Below are 18516 nucleotides of genomic sequence, written 5' to 3'. Positions count from 1 at the left end.
CCTTCTGGCGTTAGCGTTGCAACTCGTCTAACGCGGGCAGTTCCAGATGTGATACATCGCCCGCTGTTTCCACAATCCAGCCATTAGCCAGCCATGCACTTTGCTGGTGATCGACACGCGATAAAGAACAGTTACGCAGACGCAGACGACGTTCCGCATAAGCAGGCAGCCCGAGGATGGTACTGATCAGGCAACCCAGTGCAATACCGTGACTGACCAGCAAAGGCTTACTGCCTTCCGGCAAATCCAGACAGCTGTCGAGTGCTGCACGCATACGCTCAGCCAGTTCCGTCATCGTTTCACCTTCAGGAATACGCCCTTTCGGTGAACCATCGACCATCTGCTTACGCCATACTTCTTCCTGCTCTGTCAGGCCGTCCAGAATACGTTCTTCCAGCACGCCCATATGTAATTCGCGCAAACGCGGCTCATTGATCACTTCACACCCGCAGGCATCAGCGATAATCTGCGCCGTATGGCGGGTACGTCCTAAGTCACTGGTGATGACGTGGGTGATCCCTTCATTACGCACACGCTCAGCAACCTGACGCGCCTGATAAAGACCTTTGGCCGTCAGCGGGCTGTCTGATTGCCCCTGAATACGGCGTGCGGCGTTCCATTCTGTTTCGCCGTGACGGACGAGATATACCTGTAACATGAGTGTTTTCCGTTATACTGCGTGAAATTTGCTAAAGGATGCTAAAACTCTATGTACCATGTTGTCGCTGCAACCACTAACCCGGCAAAGATCAAAGCTATCGCCATGGCTTTTGAAGACATTTTCGGCGCTGAGGCATTCCGCATTGAAGGCGTTGACGTCGACAGTGGTGTTCCCAGTCAACCTATCGGCAGTAATGAAACCCGTACCGGTGCGCGCCATCGCGTTATCGGCGCCCGCCAGGTTCGCCCCGAGGCAGACTTCTGGGTCGGCGTGGAAGCGGGTATCGAAGACAATATGACCTTCGCCTGGATGGTGATTGAGAATATGCACCAGCGTGGTGAATCCCGTTCAGCGAGCCTGATGTTACCTGAAATTATTTTACAAGGAATTAACCAGGGCAGCGAACTGGGAGATGAGATGGAAAAACTGACGGGTATCACAGAAGTAAAACGTAAAGGCGGCGCGATCGGAGTCTTTACAGCAGGAAAATTGACCCGCACCAGCGTTTATCATCAGGCGCTGGTACTGGCTTTAGCGCCTTTTCATAATTCGGTGTATCAGGTCAGAACCCAAACACACTAAAATATCAGACGATAACGGACGCTTCAGTCGTCCGTTTTGTCTGTCAGCAGGTGCTCACTCAGCCATTCCTTAAGCTCCGCCGGTGCCGTTTTCAGGCCATTCGAACCACGTGTTATCGTGGCGATACCCGCTCCCAGCTGGCTTTTCAGCTCACGCTGACTCAACTCTCCGCGCATCAGTTCCTGAATAATCCGCACCCGCGTACCCAGCGCCGCACGTTCGTCGGGCGTAAGCAGCAGTTGCAACAAATCCTGATGCAGATTTTCAGCAAAAGAATGCTGCAGCAATGCCAGAAAGCATTGCCAGTCCTCATTGCCTTGTTGGGAAAGAGCAGGGTCATTGATTGGTCGTTGAGTCATGATGGCTGCCATACTATTAAACTAGTACAGCAGCTTACCATAAACGACGATGGATCAGTAACGCCTCTGCCATTCGGCATCCGTCAAAATCTTGGCGGGTTGATGTAAAAAATAGCGATAAAACGCATCATATGCCAACACATTTTTAACATATCGACGAGTTTCAGAGAAAGGGATACTCTCGATAAACGCCACCGAATCCACCCTGCCCGCGCTGTTACCTAACCAGGTATTTACGCGTGAAGGCCCGGCGTTATATGCCGCGCTGGACAAAATACGGTTGCGCCCAAACATCTGATAGACATATTCCAGATAACTGGTGCCGATCGTTATGTTCATCTGCGGATCCAGTAATTGCCCCGGATTGCTGTAGCCCTGCAACCCAAACATATCGACGGTATGTTGCGCAGTCGCAGGCATCACCTGCATCAGACCGGCAGCGCCCACCGGCGAACGGGCTTTCGGATTCCACGCACTTTCCTGACGGGCAATCGCCATCGCGTAACTTTGCGTGATGCCTTTATCGTTGGTCGCACGACGGAATTCATCCGGCCACGCCAGCGGGAAACGCTCTTCGAGATAATCCCACAGCTTGCCGGTAATGGTGGCCTGCACGCTGAGATCCGGCCATTTTTGCTCGAACGCATAACGCGCCAGCGCCGACTGCTGCGATTCCGTGCGGCTGCTGACCAGATAACTCCATTCGGTACGCGCCAGATTGTCCATCTGCCAGTACATCAGCTCACGCACACGCGCCACTTCCGGCAATTTTGCAATACTTGCATCTGGCTTAGCCGCGACAGAAATCTGCATCGGATAAGTCACGTTCAGCTTTTGCGCCGCTGCCATCGGATAGAATCCGCGGCCTTTCATTAACGTGCGCAGCATCGCTTCACCCTGCGAGCGCTGACCGTTGTCAATCATCACTGACGCACGCCAGTACTGCCATTCATCTTCCTGCAGGGCATCCGACGGCAAGCGTTGCAGCCACTGGTTCAGCCCCTGACGGTCACCCGCAGCCAGTGCCATACGGATACGCCGCTCAACAAGCGTGGTGGAATGGCTGCGCAAAATGACGTTATCGCGCCAGGCGGCCTGTTCCGGTGTAGCGTCGCTGCCCATATAACGCCAGGCAACGGCTTCTTCCAGTTCGAGCCGGTCGCTGTCACTCATCTTCTGCAAGCGCACAAGCACCGGGATCATCGAACGGGCATTCTCGGAATCATCACGGGCAATGCGCGCGAAGGTAATGCTGGTCGCGTTACGGGTAAAATCAGTCGGACCGACATTGCGCGCAAAGCTTTCGAGTGTATTGGGATTATTTTGCAGATCGACAAGCGCATCGCGCATGGTCTGATAATCCGGCGGCAACTGCTTTGCCAGATAACTGACCAGACTGGTGTTACCCGCTTTCATCGCCAGACCAATACGCTGCAGCGTCGTCAGCGCGGTCTGATTGCCTGCGCCCTGCCAGACTGAGAACAATTTATCGCAGGTATTCGGCAGTGATGTGCCGGTCAGCCAGATGTCTTTCGCACCATCAAACGCGGTTTTCTGATCGCCGGTCGCCCATTTGGCGTAATAGTAGTTACAGCGCGCCGCCACCGGTTTCGGTGGTTGCGGGCTGAATGAAAGCAAACTGTTCCAGTCCTGACGGCGCGCCAGTTCATTGACAAAGCGGGCTGGCAAAGAACGCGCAGGCGGCAATGTCGGGTTCGCTTTCACAAATGCGTTCACCTGCGCCGGTGTCGCGTCCCCCAGTTCCTGCGTCAGCTGCCGGTATTCCAGATAAGGATAAAGAGGATAGTCTTCCAGCGTCGGCATCAGCTGGCTGACAACGTCCATCTGATTGTTATCCCATGCCTGTTTAATCTGCATATAGTGCTGGCGCTGTGCGTCCAGCGAGTCCGCTTTCGCCACGCCCGATGCTGTTACCAGCAGCACGCTCAGTGCCAGAGAATGCCATTTGTCCACCTTGACCATACTTACCTTTATCCTCGCGGGTTGTGCCGAAACTGTTCTGCATTGTGTAGACAGCTACTACGCTAATCGATTCATTTTTAAAATTGAAGCGATGCGGAGACAGCATCACAAACTTTACACAGTGTGGTGCAAGCGTCCGGCACTTACCAGACGGCGGCAGATCTATTTTCTGTCACAGAACATCGCGGCAGGAATAATTTGAGCGGACATTATACCCGCAGATAATTAACGGGTATTCACCTGTTAATTACAAATAGATAGCAGCCTTACAATTCGAAATTAAATAGCCACACTGACAAAACTCAGCTTTATTTACATCAATTTACCCAGACAACCACTTCCTAAACAAACGTTAAATAAAATGGGAATAATACGCAAATTCCTAATCCACACAAGCCAATGTTTTTTAATGGTTTTAATTATTTAATTAGCTACAAAAAGTATTTATTGGCTCAGATCAAATTTATTTACGCTCAATTAATTATGATTACTCCCTATTGTAAAATTGATTAATTGATATTCGCTATTTCGCCGTCAGGATTGAAATATTAATAACAGCCCAGTTCTTCGCTTATGGAAAAGTATATGACTCATTCAACTTCATCGGTAAAAACGAATGCTAGCCCTTCTTCCTCTGCCGCAGCAGAAAACAAAAACTGGTATCAGATTAGTAGTAACGACGCTATGCAGCGCCTTGAAACCGGCGAAAATGGCCTGACGCGGCAGGAAGCCAGCGAGCGCCTGAATAAATATGGCCCGAACTCATTACCGGAAAAACAATCCAAAAGTGCCCTGATGCGTTTTCTGGCGCACTTCAATGATGTCCTGATTTACATCCTGCTCGCCGCCGCCGTCGTGACCGGTGCTATGGGACACTGGGTCGATACCTTTGTCATCCTGGGCGTAGCGGTGATCAATGCGCTGATTGGTTTTCTGCAGGAAAATAGCGCCGAAAAATCACTGAAAAGTATTCAAAACATGCTGTCCAGTCAGGCCGTAGTGATGCGTGACGGACAAGTTCAAACCATTAATGCCGACCAGCTGGTGCCCGGCGATATCGTGCAACTGCGTCCCGGTGACAAAATCCCGGCAGACATCCGTATCGTCAGCGCGCATAACCTGCAGGTCGAAGAAGCTATCCTCACCGGCGAATCCACCGTCGTCATCAAAAACGCTCAGGTCATCGACGATGAAGTCATGATCGGCGATCGCCACAACTTGCTGTTCTCCGGCACCATGATCAGCGGCGGCACCGCCACCGGTGTGGTTTATGCCACCGGTCAGGACACAGAGCTGGGCCACATCAGCCAGATGATGTCAGCGATTAAAGCGCAGCGTACTCCGCTGTTGCAGCAAATCGACAAACTGGGTAAAGGCATCTTCGCGCTGATCCTGCTGATGATGGCTTTCCTGTTTGTGTTCGCTTTTATCCTGCGTGATATGCCGCTGGGCGAACTGCTGCTGTCGCTGATCAGTCTGGCTGTCGCATCGGTTCCGGAAGGTTTACCGGCAATTATCTCGATTATTCTGTCGCTGGGCGTGCAGTCGATGGCGCGTAATCATGCCATTATCCGCAAACTGCCGACCGTCGAAACGCTGGGCTCAATGACCGTCATTTGCTCGGATAAAACCGGCACGCTGACCATGAATGAAATGACTGTGAAAGCGGTGATTCTGGCAGACCGTGCTTACGATGTGGAAGGGGAAAGCTACCAGCCGAAAGGCCGCATCGTGGATGCCCACACGCAGCGCCAGGTGGATGTCATCAGTATGCCGGTGCTCAACACCTTCATCACTGCCGTGGATATCTGTAACGACAGCCAGCTGATGCAGGACGAAAGAGGCCACTGGGGAATTACCGGCGGGCCGACGTCCGGCGCACTGAAAGTGCTGGCAGCGAAAGCCAGTCTGCATACCGGTCAGGTTGAATCTCTGGATAAAATCCCGTTTGATTCCAAACATAAATACATGGCGACCTTGCAGCGCATCGGCGGCAAAACCCAGTTGTTTGTGACCGGCGCACCGGATGTTTTGTTCTCCTTAGCCAAGCTTGAGCTGACCGAAAACGGCGTTCAGCCTTTCCGCCGCGAGTACTGGGAAGAAGAGATGGCGCGCTATGCCCGTCAGGGTCTGCGCATGGTGGCTGCGGCTATCAAAGATGAGCCGGAAATTGCAGGCGATCTGAACCATGACCACCTGCAGGAAGGACTGGTGTTCACCGGGATTGCTGCCATGATGGATCCGCCACGCCCTGAAGCCATTGATGCAATTGCACAGTGTCAGCAGGCTGGGATCCGCGTGAAGATGATCACCGGTGACCATCAGGAAACCGCGATGGCTATCGGCAAAATGTTAGGCATCGGCAACAGCGGTGACTCCATCACCGGTTACCAGCTTGAGCATATGGATGACGCTGAACTGGCCGTCGCTGCCAGCCAGTACGATATTTTTGCCCGTACCAGCCCTGAGCATAAATTGCGTCTGGTCAAAGCCTTGCAGGAAAACGGCGAAGTAGTCGGGATGACCGGCGATGGCGTGAATGACGCGCCAGCGCTGAAACAGGCCGACGTCGGTATCGCAATGGGTATCAAAGGCACCGAAGTCACCAAAGAAGCCGCAGACATGGTTCTGACCGATGACAACTTCGCGACCATCGCCAGTGCAGTAAAAGAAGGACGTCGCGTTTACGACAACCTGAAGAAAACGATTCTGTTTATTCTGCCGACTAACCTCGCGCAGGGGCTGCTGATTATCCTGGCGATTCTGGCCGGTGCGGTGATCCCGCTGACGCCGGTGCAGATCTTATGGATGAACATGGCGACCTCCACCACGCTGTCGTTCGGTCTGGCCTTCGAGCCGGGTGAGAAAGGCATGATGCGTCGCCGTCCTCGCGCACCAGGCCAGCACGTACTGGACCTGCATGCCGTCTGGCGTATCGCTTTCGTCGGTATTTTGATTGCCTGCAGCGCCTTCGTTCTTGAAGCCTGGATGCAGCCGCGCGGCTACAGCAGCGATTTAATCCGCACCGTGCTGTTACAGACGCTGGTTACCGCGCAGTGGGTATATATGTTTAACTGCCGCGTGATGGACCGCTTCCCGCTGACCCGCGAAGTGTTCGTTAACAAAGGATTGTGGATTGTTTCCGGCGTATTACTGGTACTGCAACTGGCGCTGATTTATCTGCCAGTCATGAACCAGTTGTTCGGCACCGTGCCGATGCCGCTGAAATTCTGGGGCATCACGCTGGTGGTCGGTGCGATGATCTTCGTGATTGTCGAAATCGAGAAATGGCTGGTTAACCGCTTCATCCGCAAGAAAGTCTGACGATTTATCCTTATGCCGGGTTACCTTCTGTAGCCCGGCGTTTTACGATAAAAAACGTCACAATTCTGAAACTTTACTCTTTTCCGCTCTCAATTCGTCTCAAAGATCTCACAAAACGTTCCAAAACCCATTCTGCTGATTTACATCAATCTCTTACCGCTTTATTACTCTCGCCAGGGGTATCCCTTTACACAGCAATGTTAGTTTTGCCGGCGACCGGCAACTTTCACGGGAATGCCCTATCGCTGTACGGTCACTTTTATAAAAACGAGCTTCTCTGCACTGCAGTCATACAGAGGCCAAAAACAGGTAAACCCAATGTCATCGCTCATTGTAGATAAGTGTTTTTACACACAGCTGGCATTGCATTCGCTCTTGCAACTTAACGGACAACACCAGAAAGATATTCTTTCGCTCAAGGACATCAACGAACTGCAAGCCACATGCAATTCCCTGACGCCTGAAATCATCTTTGTGAATGAAGATTGTTTTACGTCTGATGCGCCTTCCGGTCACGCCCTCAGGGCAGTGATCGATGCGCATCCCGGCACGCTTTTCTTTGTCTTTATCTCCAGAGAGAATCTCAATTATCAGAACTATGTGCCGATCCGCAAAAACATCATCATTTTGTCGAAATCTGTCAGGACGACCACGATTTATCAGCTGATCTCCCACAACCTGCAGCTCTCGCGTGCGGGTGAAACGGAACAATCACTGGATCTTACGCCGGTCAGCCTGAGCCGGACGGAATCGAGCATTCTGAAAATGTGGATGTCAGGACTGAATACGCAAATCATTTCCGAACATCTCAATATCAAACAGAAAACCGTGGCTTCACACAAAGGTAATATCAAACGTAAGGTGAAGACACAAAATAAACAGGCGATATATCATGTTGTTAAGCTCACCGACATCCTGACTTCCGGCATGTTTGTGGGGCGCGTCCAGCCATTACGTCCGGCGAGTGAACCGGATGAGTTCACTATCCCTTTCGGCTGAAAGCCTCCTCTCCTGTCCGCAGCCGGCAACATTCTTGCCTTACTGTGAACCTGATGGTTGGGTACACGACTGAAACACGCTAAACTTCGCAGTCGGAACCCTTATCAGTCATGCCGCAGTCAGGCGGGGCTGCTTACTATGCCGCAGCGCCTGCCCTTCGCAGAAAGCGCGCGGCCCGCAGAAAGAGGCTCAAAACAACGTGGCTCAATACGTATATTCCATGCATCGCCTCGGCAAAGTTGTTCCGCCGAAGCGTCATATTCTTAAGAACATCTCCCTGAGTTTCTTCCCTGGTGCCAAAATCGGTGTTCTGGGTCTGAACGGTTCAGGTAAATCCACCCTGCTGCGCATCATGGCCGGTATCGATACCGACATCGAAGGTGAAGCACGTCCGCAGCCTGATCTGAAAATCGGTTATCTGCCGCAGGAACCTCAGCTGAACATGGAACACACCGTGCGTGAGTCCGTGGAAGAAGCCGTTTCTGAAGTCGTCGGCGCGTTAAAACGTCTTGATGAAGTCTATGCGCTGTACGCAGAGCCGGAAGCTGATTTCGACAAACTGGCCGCTGAACAGGGCAGACTGGAAGAGATCATTCAGGCGCATGATGGCCATAACCTGAACAGCCAGCTTGAACGTGCTGCTGATGCACTGCGTCTGCCAGACTGGGATGCAAAAGTCGCCACGCTGTCCGGTGGTGAACGCCGCCGTGTGGCACTGTGCCGCCTGCTGCTGGAAAAACCAGACATGCTGCTGCTCGACGAACCGACCAACCACCTGGATGCAGAATCCGTGGCATGGCTGGAACGCTTCCTGCACGACTTCGAAGGTACCGTTGTGGCGATTACCCATGACCGTTACTTCCTCGATAACGTTGCCGGTTGGATCCTTGAGCTTGACCGCGGTGAAGGTATTCCGTGGGAAGGTAACTACTCCACCTGGCTGGAACAAAAAGATGAACGTCTGGCGCAGGAAGCTTCTTCTGAAGCGGCCCGTCGTAAGTCTATTGAGAAAGAGCTTGAGTGGGTTCGTCAGGGTGCAAAAGGCCGTCAGTCTAAAGGCAAGGCACGTCTGGCGCGCTTTGAAGAGCTGAACAACACCGAATACCAGAAACGTAACGAAACCAACGAACTGTTCATTCCACCAGGTCCACGCCTGGGCGACAAAGTTGTCGAAGTGAAAAACCTGAGCAAGTCTTATGGTGATCGCGTTCTGATCGACGACCTGTCCTTCTCCGTGCCGAAAGGCGCTATCGTTGGCATTATCGGCCCGAACGGCGCCGGTAAATCAACCCTGTTCCGCATGATGTCGGGTCAGGAAGAAGCCAACGGCGGCACTATCGAGCTGGGCGACACCGTGAAACTGGCGTCTGTGGATCAGTTCCGTGATTCGATGGACAACAGCAAAACCGTGTGGGAAGAAGTATCCGGTGGTCAGGACATCATGCGCATCGGCACCACTGAAATGCCAAGCCGTGCTTACGTCGGCCGCTTCAACTTCAAAGGTGTCGATCAGGGCAAACGCGTAGGCGAGTTGTCCGGTGGTGAGCGTGGCCGTCTGCATCTGGCAAAACTGCTGCAGGTCGGCGGTAACATGTTGCTGCTCGATGAACCGACCAACGACCTCGACATCGAAACCCTGCGCGCACTGGAAAACGCCTTACTGGAGTTCCCGGGCTGCGCAATGGTCATTTCCCATGACCGCTGGTTCCTCGACCGTATCGCGACCCACATCCTCGATTATCAGGATGAAGGTAAAGTCGAATTCTTCGAAGGTAACTTCACCGAATACGAAGAATACAAAAAACGTACTTTAGGTGCCGAAGCGTTAGAGCCGAAGCGCATCAAGTACAAAAAGATGATCAAGTAATCGTCTTTATAAAATCGCTAAGGCCCGGAAACGGGCCTTTTTTATGGCTGCCATTCCCTGAAATTTATCCCGCCAGCGCCTCGCTGTAGCTCTTCGCAAAACCATACTCTTCCAGCATAAACGCAATGAAACAGGCCAGCGCCGGCGAATTCAGTTTCCGCCCCGGATAGACCAGATACAGATCATTGCCCTCGGCTTCCCATTCTGGCAACACGCGCACCAGCGTGCCATTTGCCACTTCGCCGTGACATAAAAAGGCCGGTAACAGCGTGATGCCTGCGCCCGCCAGCGCGCATTCCCGCGCATACAGCAGATTGTCGGTAGTATGCGCGGAAGGCAACAGCCAGCGGTGATAGGTTTCGCCATGATGCAACACCCATTCCGACCAGGCCCGGTGCGCAATGCAGTGATGCGATGCAAGCTGTTGCGGCGTTTCAATCGCCGGATGTTGCGCCAGATACGCCGGTGACGCCAGCAGATAACGCGGACTGTGCCCCAGTTCACGACCAATCAGCGAGGAATCCTGCGGTTTACCGGTACGCAGCGCGATATCAAAACCTTCCTGCACCAGATCCACCATCGCATCGGAAACTGACACTTCCAGCGACACATCGGGATAGCGTTTCTGAAATTCAACATTCACCCGTGCCAGCAACGTTGCCCCCAGACCGGCGGGACTGGTGATCCGCAAACGTCCGCTCGGGTTATCGCGCAAACGGCGGATGGCCAGTTCAGCCCGTTCGCTGGCCTGCATCATTTCCTGACAGTGGATCAGATAGCGTTCTCCGGCAAAGGTCAGGTTCAGCTGCCGCGTCGTGCGGTTCAGCAACCGCAGGCCGATGGATTTCTCCAGCTGGCTGATACGCTGACTGACGCTGGATTTGGGTAATCCGGCCCGGCTGGCAGCCTGCGTGAAGCTGCCGCATTCCGCCACCAGCGCAAAGAGCGCCATATCCTGCAACTGTTTAAACATGATTGTTCACCTCAGCCGAACACTTTGTTAGTTATTGTCCATCTTATCAGCTTACGTCATGACGACTAGACTGTCTGTATACCTAACGGAGGCAGAAAACATGACCATTAAAGCAATCGCAGTAAATCCAAAAGACCCGGCTCACTTTATCGCTGTTGAATTACCACAGCCTGTCGCGAAAGATTACGACCTGCTGGTGGAAGTGAAAGCGGTGTCGATCAATCCGGTCGATACCAAAGTGCACAAAGGCGTGCAGAAAAGCGGTCTGGATGCACCAAAAGTACTGGGCTGGGATGCCAGCGGTATCGTCAAATCCGTCGGCAGCGCAGTGAAAAATTTCAAAGCGGGTGATGAAGTCTGGTACGCCGGGGATATCACCCGTTCCGGCAGCAATGCAACGGAACAGCTGATCGACTCACGTATTGTGTCCGTCAAACCGAAAAGCCTGGACTGGGCACAGGCCGCTGCCATGCCACTGACCACGCTGACCGCATGGGAAGCACTGTTCGAGCATCTGAAAATTCAGGATGCCTCTGCGGATAAAACCCTGCTGATCATCGGCGGTGCCGGTGGCGTCGGATCACTGGCGATCCCGTTAGCGTCACTGCGCAGCAAAGTAAAAGTGATCGCAACGGCCTCCCGTCCGGAATCGGCACAATGGTGTCTGGATCGCGGTGCGGATCTGACTGTGAATTACAAAGATCTGAAAGGTGAACTGGCGAAGCACGATATCAAACAGGTGGATTTTATTCTGTGTCTGAACGACACCGACGGCCACTGGGAAGCCATTTCTGACCTGATCGCACCGATGGGCCACATTTGTACCATCGTTGAAAACGAACATCCGCTGGACATGAACAAGCTGAAGCTGAAAAGCGCCGCACTGCACTGGGAACTGATGTATACCCGCAGCATGTTCACCACACCGGATATTGCCGAACAGGGCGAGATCCTCAAACAAGTCGCCGCGCTGGTGGATGAAGGTAAAGTACAAACCACACTGAGCGAAACCCTTCACGGCCTGACCGTGGAAAGCATCGAAGCGGCCCACGCTAAAGTGCTCGACGGCCATATGCAGGGCAAAGTCGTCGTCGCTTTCTAAATACGCTGTCGCCTAAAAAAAAGCCCCGTCACTTTCATGCCGGGGCTTTTTCATTCACATATTTCCACTATTCGCCGTCGTCCACTTTCTGCCATTTAGCATCGGGGTCAAATGTCGTGATCGCTTTTGCCGCGGCATCAGTATTCTCGCCTAAATCCTGCTGATACACCTCGCCCTGCTGATTGATCATAAAACTGGTGACACCGGTATGACCGTACGCCGCCGGCCAGGCGATCAGCGCAAAACCTTTGGTCATCTTGCCATTTTCGATATAACTCAAGGCACCGCCGCTGGCATTCGCCCCCTGCGACGTCAGAATGCGATAGTAATAGCCGTGATAATCAGACCCCGCCTTCGCATCACCAAAGGCTGGCCCCAGCGGACTTGGCGCTTCGCCCTCTTTCACCGGCCAGTAAAGGCCATCGTGTTGTCCTTCAGTGCTGACAAAGCGCTGGGCATATTGCCCGGTAATCTGCTGATACTCGTGCTGGGCATCCGCATACGCTGACACGACCTGAATGGCAGAAAGCTCATTGCGACCAATCGTACGGGTTTCAATTTCAGCAGCACCGGCGGCCATATCAAATGACCAGCCCTGCGCCGTATGTTTCATCGGGATCGGCAACTGCCAGTTCTCCGGCCCGACATTCAGGTGAGCAATCTCACCCTGTTTGGCAATCTTGTGACTGATATTCCAGTCCCGCAGAAAGCGAGCAACCTCATCCGGATCCACACCTTTTGGCGGCAGATAGACCTGCCAGTCATTACCGAGAAGTTGTTCAAGTGACGCATCATCGTGTGCCTCAATGGCTTTGACCAGCGCCTGCGCGGCCAGCTCAGGGCTGGTAAATGTCTGCTGCGCGAAACCCGTTAAGGGCAGTAACAGCAGGCCTGCGGAAATCAAAATATTACGCAATCTCTTCATTACCTTTCCTCGTCAGTCTAGCGACGGTGTAAATGAGCTGGCTCTGCATTCGCAGGGCGTGACCGCTGGAAGTTCTGCATATGTTCGCGGCTCTGATTCCCCCGCGATTGCTGCTGTTGCCACGACGGACTACGACTGGAATTGCCACTGAATGCTGTGCTGTGTGATGCATTCAGATTCTGTCGCTGATGCTGATTCAATTGCTGCGACGGCTGGCGGTTCGTATTGTGTTGAGACAACGACTGCTGATGCTGAGGCAACTGATGCCCCGTGACATTTTGTGTACCGGCACGTTCTGCGGCACTGGCTGCGGGGGCCGAACGCGGCAGATTTCGCTGCTGTGTATGCGCCTGCTTCTGCGGGGTGTTCTGATGCTGGTTCATCACCGACGCGGCCTGCTGACGGCGCTGATCCAGATTCTGATTCTGCACACCGCCGCCGTTGCGTCCGACGGCATTATTGTTGCTGATACCACGCGTGTCGTTGTCGAAACCACGATAGTTATTACGCTGCGCCGCGTTATTCAGTGCGCGGTTTTGCGTCGCCCCGTTGAGGTTCGCAGTGCGGTTCGGCAAACCGGCGTTGTAGGCCGGATTATGCTGCCAGCCTGCGGTATTCGATGTGCCCGGATGATTTAACCCGTTGTTGTTGTTGCCGGAGATACGGTTGTAATTATTAACGTTCACATTGACGTAATTATTCTGCGAACCGCCGTGATGCCCGTCATCGTGGTGATCGTCGTGATGATGATCGTCATCCCAGTCGATGCTGCCAAAGATCGCATACGTCGCTGCCACGCCGACACCAAATCCGATCCCCGATGCCATGCCGTTCACAAACTGTTGTCCCGGAGGCGGTGGCAGATATACCGGCGGATAGGCCGGTGTCGGCCAGGCGCCGTAAACCACATTCGGGTTGTAACTCGGCACATACACCACCTGCGGATCGGCGGATTCAATCACAATGGTTTGCTGCGCCGGCGCACTTTTCACCACCGTTGTTGAAGCCGGTTTCGGTTTAACGGTCACCGTCTGCTGCGGCGTGCTTTTCAGCGCCCCGCTCTTTTGCGCCACTTCGCGAAATTTCTGCACAGTGTTCATCACGTCATCCGGTTGCGCCAGAAACGCGTTTCCCAGATTCTGTACCCATGCCGGATCTTCACCCAGCAGCGCCAGCAGTTGCGGGAACGCGACCAGCGATTTTACACTCGGATCCCAGGGTTCGTTCGCGACCTGAGTGACGGCGGCATCCCCCTGACTTTGCGGATGGTCACGCGACCATTGCACAGCCTGAATCACGTTAGTCGGATAAGTCGACGCCATCAGCACCTGCGAAAGCAGGCTGTCAGGATAAAGCGCGACTGGCGCGACCCATTGATCGAGCTGAGCTTGTGTAAATGCCGCAGGGGCAACGGATGCAGCAACAGGGGTTGCTGGTGGCGGCGGTGCGGCGGCGGGTGCAGGCACAGGCGCAGTCTGCGTCGTGGTTTCGGCCTGACTGCTGACCGGAAGCCAGCCTTGCATAAACATCACACTCGCCAGAGCAAATGCCCCCACGCCGCACAAGACTGCGATACCCCAGGGCTTGAATGATAAATTCATTCGGATCACCTTAGAAAGCCTCAGCGGGAATGAGAGGCATAATGAATGAGTATAATCGGAGAAATAAATCTCAACGGCCGCCACTGTATTTTTATTTCAGGTCAGATATTTACACATAAAATGCGTAATAAAATCCCTAAAAAAAGGGGTCTCACTCAATCCTATGAATAAAAGGAGAATTTTATTTTACAGCGTTACAAAATGAATTAATAAAATCACACAGAAAGATAATCAGATGAATTCATTAATAATTATATAAAATGCATTTGTAATTTATCATTCACCACATGAATGATAATAAAAAAGCGCGTATCCCGGAGAATACACGCTCTTTATTTGTGCCCGGTCAGATAACAGGCGGCTCGTTTAACCGGCTGGTATCGGCTGCCAGCATGTTCTGCACCAGTTCCACACATTCGAGAAAACGCTGATCGTAATCTGAAGATTCAACATGTACGTAATCCACGTTGTTTTCTTTCAGCATCTCGATGAGCAAATTCTGGAAAGACATCCGGTCGGTGGTACTGCCTAAACTGCGCAGGCCGTCGGCCACCCACGGCGTGTTATTTTCCAGCAGGATCACCAGATCGAATTTGTATTCGTCCATCAGCGCCTGCACGAACGGATGTTCACGCCCCTCGTATTTTTTACAAAAAGCCTGAGTGGTCAGAAAATCGGTATCAATAAAGGCCACTTTATTGGCATATTTCACCGCGAAATCGATGTACTGCGCCTGACCCAACGCGATCTTGTCATAGTCAGAATACTGCAGCGCCATTTCATCGCCGCCCAGGTGCGAGAACACATAATCGCGGCCATATTCCCAGGCGCTGGTGGTATTAAAAATGTTAGCCAGCTTATTCACCAGCGTCGATTTCCCGCTGGATTCTCCGCCGAGGATCGCCACGGTCCGCACGAAGAATGGCTTCACTTCTGTCGGAATATAATCCCAGTAACGGAACGGATCATGACGGATCTGACGACCGCTGATATTCATAAACGAACGTTTCGGGTCGATCAGCACAGTCTCAATCCCGAGATGTTCGCGGTATTGCGGCGCATCAGCCTCTTCGCTGGAATAAATGGTATTGGGTTCAATGCCTTTCTGGCTCATGAACTCTTTAATGCCACGTCCCCAGACGTCCCAGCCATGCGGATAGGGTTCCATCCCCTCTTCGTTAAAGGCATGAATACGGATGTTTTTCTGGTATTTGAACGTCTGCAGTAACCAGCGCAGGCGGTCGCTGACCGTCGGCTGCTGGGACATGGAACTGTTTTCAAACAGCTCGCGATCGCGCGGCTCGTCATAGCCCATGATGATATGCAGTTCATCGACCTGGCTACAGGCGCGCTGGATCAGATAGATATGGCCGGTGTGCAGCGGATAAAACTTGCCGAACACCACGCCGATATTCTTTTCACGACGGGGAAACTCAAGATCAAGGAAGCGGTGCAAAGCCTCCAGCTTCTGAGCACTGGGACTTTTTATCTTTGCATTCAACAACTGGCTAAGATAACCCTTGGTCATCCCGCTGGCTTCGGCCACCTGTTGCAGCGTGCGTCCCTGTTGTTTTATCGCGGTTTTTAGATAGTCGAACTGTGACATGCCTTGTCCCCAGGTTTGCTGTACTAAACAAAATAGCTAAACAAAAAATAGCACAAAGGCAGCCCCGAATTACAGCGGAGAAAAGCTACAGCATAGAACAGTTACAAATCGTCGAGGATCGCCAGCGCATCAGCCAGCTTTTTGACGCCAAATACCTGCATACCAGCCGGAACTTTCTTCGGCACGTTGGCATGTGGCACAATCGCACGCTTAAAGCCGTGCTTAGCCGCTTCGGTAATACGTTCCTGACCGCTCGGTACCGGACGAATTTCACCTGCCAGCCCGACTTCACCGAAGACCACTAAATCCTGCGGCAGAGGACGATCACGCAGACTGGAGACAAGAGAGAGCAGCAGCGCCAGATCCGCGCTGGTTTCGGTGACTTTCACACCGCCAACTACGTTGACGAACACATCCTGATCCGCCATCTGCAAACCGCCGTGACGATGCAAGACCGCCAGTAAAATGGCTAGACGGTTTTGTTCAAGGCCAACCGCCACGCGACGCGGATTGCCCATCATCGACTGATCAACCAGCGCCTGCACCTCAACCAGCAACGGACGCGTTCCCTCCCACAGCACCATCACGGAACTGCCGGAAGTAATTTCATCGCCACGGCTGAGGAAAATTGCTGAAGGGTTGCTGACTTCGCGCAGCCCCTGCTCGGTCATGGCGAACACGCCCAGTTCGTTCACGGCACCAAAGCGGTTTTTATGGCTGCGCAGCGTACGGAAACGCGAATCAGCGTCGCCATCGAGCAGCACGGAACAGTCGATACAGTGCTCGAGCACTTTCGGACCGGCCAGTGAACCGTCTTTGGTCACATGGCCCACCATCACGATCGCCACGCCACGCGTTTTTGCGAAACGGGTCAGATACGCCGCCGTTTCACGGACCTGCGCAACCGTGCCCGGTGACGACTGGATATCCGCCATGTGCATCACCTGAATGGAGTCGATCACCATCAGTTTAGGCTGTTCAATATCTGCAATTTCGCAAATCTGTTCGATGCTGGTTTCCGACAACATATTCATATTGGCTGTCGGTAAACCCAGACGGTGCGCACGCATCGCCACCTGCTGCAAAGATTCTTCGCCGGTGACGTACAGGGTTTTCATGTTTTCGCTGAGATGACACAGAATTTGCAGCAGCAGCGTACTTTTCCCCGCGCCTGGATTACCCCCAATCAGGATCGCACTACCGGGCACCACGCCGCCGCCCAGCACGCGATCGAATTCTTTGAAACCGGTGCTGAAACGCGGAAGTTCATCAAGGCTGATATCGGAAAGTTTCTGCACACGACTGACGCCTGCATCACCGGCGTAACCGGTCAGACGCTCGTTACGCGCCACTGTCGGGGAAGCCGCCAAACGGATTTCAGTAATGCTGTTCCAGGCCTGACAGGCACTACACTGCCCTTGCCAGCGCGGATAATCTGCGCCACATTCATTACACACAAATGCACGTTTTGCTGCTTTTGCCACAACTTACCTCGATGATATTTATAAGAAATTTATAATGCCTGACTGCCGCTAAAAATACACAACACCCCAAGCAGATCCGCATGCCGGATACAAACTGAAGCCTGTTCATACACTTTCGGCTTTGCGTGATACGCAATGCCCAAACCGGCCACCGCCATCATTTTCAGGTCATTGGCGCCGTCGCCAATCGCAATGGTTTGTTCCTGAGGAATCCCCAGTTTTTCCGCCAGCTTCAGCAAGGTATCTGCTTTATATTGCGCATCGACGACAGGGCCAATCACACGCCCGGTCAGTTTGCCGTCGCGAATTTCCAGCTCGTTCGCCGCGACATCAATCAGATTCAGCTTATCGCGCAGGTATTCGGCGTAATAGGTAAAGCCGCCGGAAGCAATTGCAACGTGCCACCCTGCTTCCTGTAAACGCTGAACCATCACGGTCAGTCCCGGCATCAGCGGCAGGGTTTCGCGCACCTGCTCAAGAATACCCGCGTCTGCATCTTTCAGGGTCGCCACGCGCTGGCGCAGGCTGGCGGAGAAATCCAGTTCGCCACGCATCGCACGCTCAGTGACTTCCGCCACCTGTTCACCGACGCCTGCCAGTTTGGCAATTTCGTCGATGCATTCAATCTCAATCGCGGTAGAATCCATGTCCATCACCAGCAGACCTGGCGTGCGCAGATAAGGCACTTTGCCAAGCTGGGTGACATCAAATTCGAAAGATTCCGCCAGCTGTTGCGCATCAGTCGTGAGCGAACCGGCAAGGCGTACAACCTGATAACCTTCCACCGCCCAGGCGCTGACAATCACCAGAGCACGACCTAACTGGCGCTGAAACTGCGTAATGCTCGTTTTATCGAGTTTTCTACCATAGAGCAGCCATCCGGTATGTCCGGCCCGGTAATCCAGCGGCATGACCTCGTCACCGCTCAATGAAAGGGGAAGTCCCGGCCATTGGTGGATCTCCGCAGGAAGATCGCAATAGGTCAGACTGTTTGGCATGATGGCTCCTGTAGGGCGTTATGGCATTAGGAAAACAAATATCACTATTTAC

Annotated in this window: 14 protein-coding genes; 5 read left to right on the top strand and 9 right to left on the bottom strand. The window is 53.1% G+C overall.

The annotated features are described in order from the left end of the window. Positions 1 to 10: 10 nt before the first annotated feature. A complete protein-coding gene (gpmB, locus tag ACM615_RS19530) occupies positions 11 to 658 on the bottom strand; it encodes a 2,3-diphosphoglycerate-dependent phosphoglycerate mutase GpmB (RefSeq protein WP_113876304.1) in 648 nt (215 codons plus the stop codon). 51 nt (positions 659 to 709) lie between these two features. Between gpmB and yjjX the strand changes: the two genes are divergently transcribed. Beyond that, positions 710 to 1243, top strand: coding sequence for an inosine/xanthosine triphosphatase (gene yjjX / locus ACM615_RS19525; protein ID WP_112288874.1), 534 nt, complete (start codon positions 710 to 712; stop codon positions 1241 to 1243). Between the two features lie 23 nt (positions 1244 to 1266). On the opposite strand, the gene trpR is transcribed toward yjjX, so the two are convergent. Continuing rightward, entirely contained in the window at positions 1267 to 1602 is a 336-nt protein-coding gene (gene trpR / locus ACM615_RS19520) for a trp operon repressor (protein WP_112288875.1), read from the bottom strand. A 54-nt stretch (positions 1603 to 1656) separates the two neighbouring features. Then, positions 1657 to 3576: a murein transglycosylase gene (gene sltY / locus ACM615_RS19515; protein ID WP_431012469.1), complete on the bottom strand. Its 1920-nt coding sequence runs from the start codon at positions 3574 to 3576 to the stop codon at positions 1657 to 1659. Between the two features lie 594 nt (positions 3577 to 4170). Here sltY and ACM615_RS19510 point away from each other — a divergent pair. The 3 genes from ACM615_RS19510 to ettA all read left to right on the top strand — a co-directional run bounded on the left by ACM615_RS19510 (position 4171) and on the right by ettA (position 9775). Beyond that, a complete protein-coding gene (locus tag ACM615_RS19510; RefSeq protein ID WP_431012368.1) occupies positions 4171 to 6909 on the top strand; it encodes a cation-transporting P-type ATPase in 2739 nt (912 codons plus the stop codon). Between the two features lie 318 nt (positions 6910 to 7227). Beyond that, positions 7228 to 7908, top strand: a complete 681-nt coding sequence (gene rcsA, locus ACM615_RS19505) for a transcriptional regulator RcsA (RefSeq protein ID WP_431012367.1) — start codon at positions 7228 to 7230, stop codon at positions 7906 to 7908. Positions 7909 to 8107: 199 nt separating this feature from the next. Beyond that, complete coding sequence (ettA, locus tag ACM615_RS19500; protein ID WP_112288878.1) at positions 8108 to 9775, top strand: energy-dependent translational throttle protein EttA; 1668 nt, start codon at positions 8108 to 8110, stop codon at positions 9773 to 9775. Between the two features lie 64 nt (positions 9776 to 9839). Here the strand turns inward: ettA and ACM615_RS19495 are convergent, their stop codons facing one another. Further along, the gene (locus ACM615_RS19495) at positions 9840 to 10748 is read right to left on the bottom strand and encodes a LysR family transcriptional regulator (protein ID WP_112288879.1); all 909 of its coding nucleotides are present in this window, start codon (positions 10746 to 10748) and stop codon (positions 9840 to 9842) included. A 100-nt stretch (positions 10749 to 10848) separates the two neighbouring features. Here ACM615_RS19495 and ACM615_RS19490 point away from each other — a divergent pair, with 100 nt between their 5' ends. Continuing rightward, a complete protein-coding gene (locus ACM615_RS19490) occupies positions 10849 to 11850 on the top strand; it encodes a zinc-binding alcohol dehydrogenase family protein (protein ID WP_431012366.1) in 1002 nt (333 codons plus the stop codon). Positions 11851 to 11917: 67 nt separating this feature from the next. Here ACM615_RS19490 and ACM615_RS19485 read toward each other — a convergent pair whose 3' ends face one another. The 5 genes from ACM615_RS19485 to serB all read right to left on the bottom strand — a co-directional run bounded on the left by ACM615_RS19485 (position 11918) and on the right by serB (position 18464). Next, positions 11918 to 12775, bottom strand: coding sequence for a DUF2950 domain-containing protein (locus tag ACM615_RS19485; protein ID WP_129639687.1), 858 nt, complete (start codon positions 12773 to 12775; stop codon positions 11918 to 11920). A 17-nt stretch (positions 12776 to 12792) separates the two neighbouring features. After that, positions 12793 to 14376, bottom strand: a complete 1584-nt coding sequence (locus ACM615_RS19480) for a DUF3300 domain-containing protein (RefSeq protein ID WP_431012365.1) — start codon at positions 14374 to 14376, stop codon at positions 12793 to 12795. Between the two features lie 346 nt (positions 14377 to 14722). Next, on the bottom strand, positions 14723 to 15982 hold the full coding sequence (gene nadR / locus ACM615_RS19475; RefSeq protein WP_112289022.1) for a multifunctional transcriptional regulator/nicotinamide-nucleotide adenylyltransferase/ribosylnicotinamide kinase NadR: 1260 nt from the start codon (positions 15980 to 15982) through the stop codon (positions 14723 to 14725). Between the two features lie 101 nt (positions 15983 to 16083). Beyond that, positions 16084 to 17466, bottom strand: a complete 1383-nt coding sequence (radA, locus tag ACM615_RS19470; RefSeq protein WP_113876300.1) for a DNA repair protein RadA — start codon at positions 17464 to 17466, stop codon at positions 16084 to 16086. 29 nt (positions 17467 to 17495) lie between these two features. Next, entirely contained in the window at positions 17496 to 18464 is a 969-nt protein-coding gene (serB, locus tag ACM615_RS19465; RefSeq protein WP_113876299.1) for a phosphoserine phosphatase, read from the bottom strand. Between the last annotated feature and the right edge of the window lie 52 nt (positions 18465 to 18516).

The organism is Rahnella sp. PAMC25617, from assembly GCF_050606005.1.
GTDB classification, from domain to species: Bacteria; Pseudomonadota; Gammaproteobacteria; order Enterobacterales; family Enterobacteriaceae; genus Rahnella; species Rahnella variigena.
The sequence above is the reverse complement of the archived record's forward strand: the minus strand, read 5'-3'. Positions and strand labels throughout refer to the sequence as shown.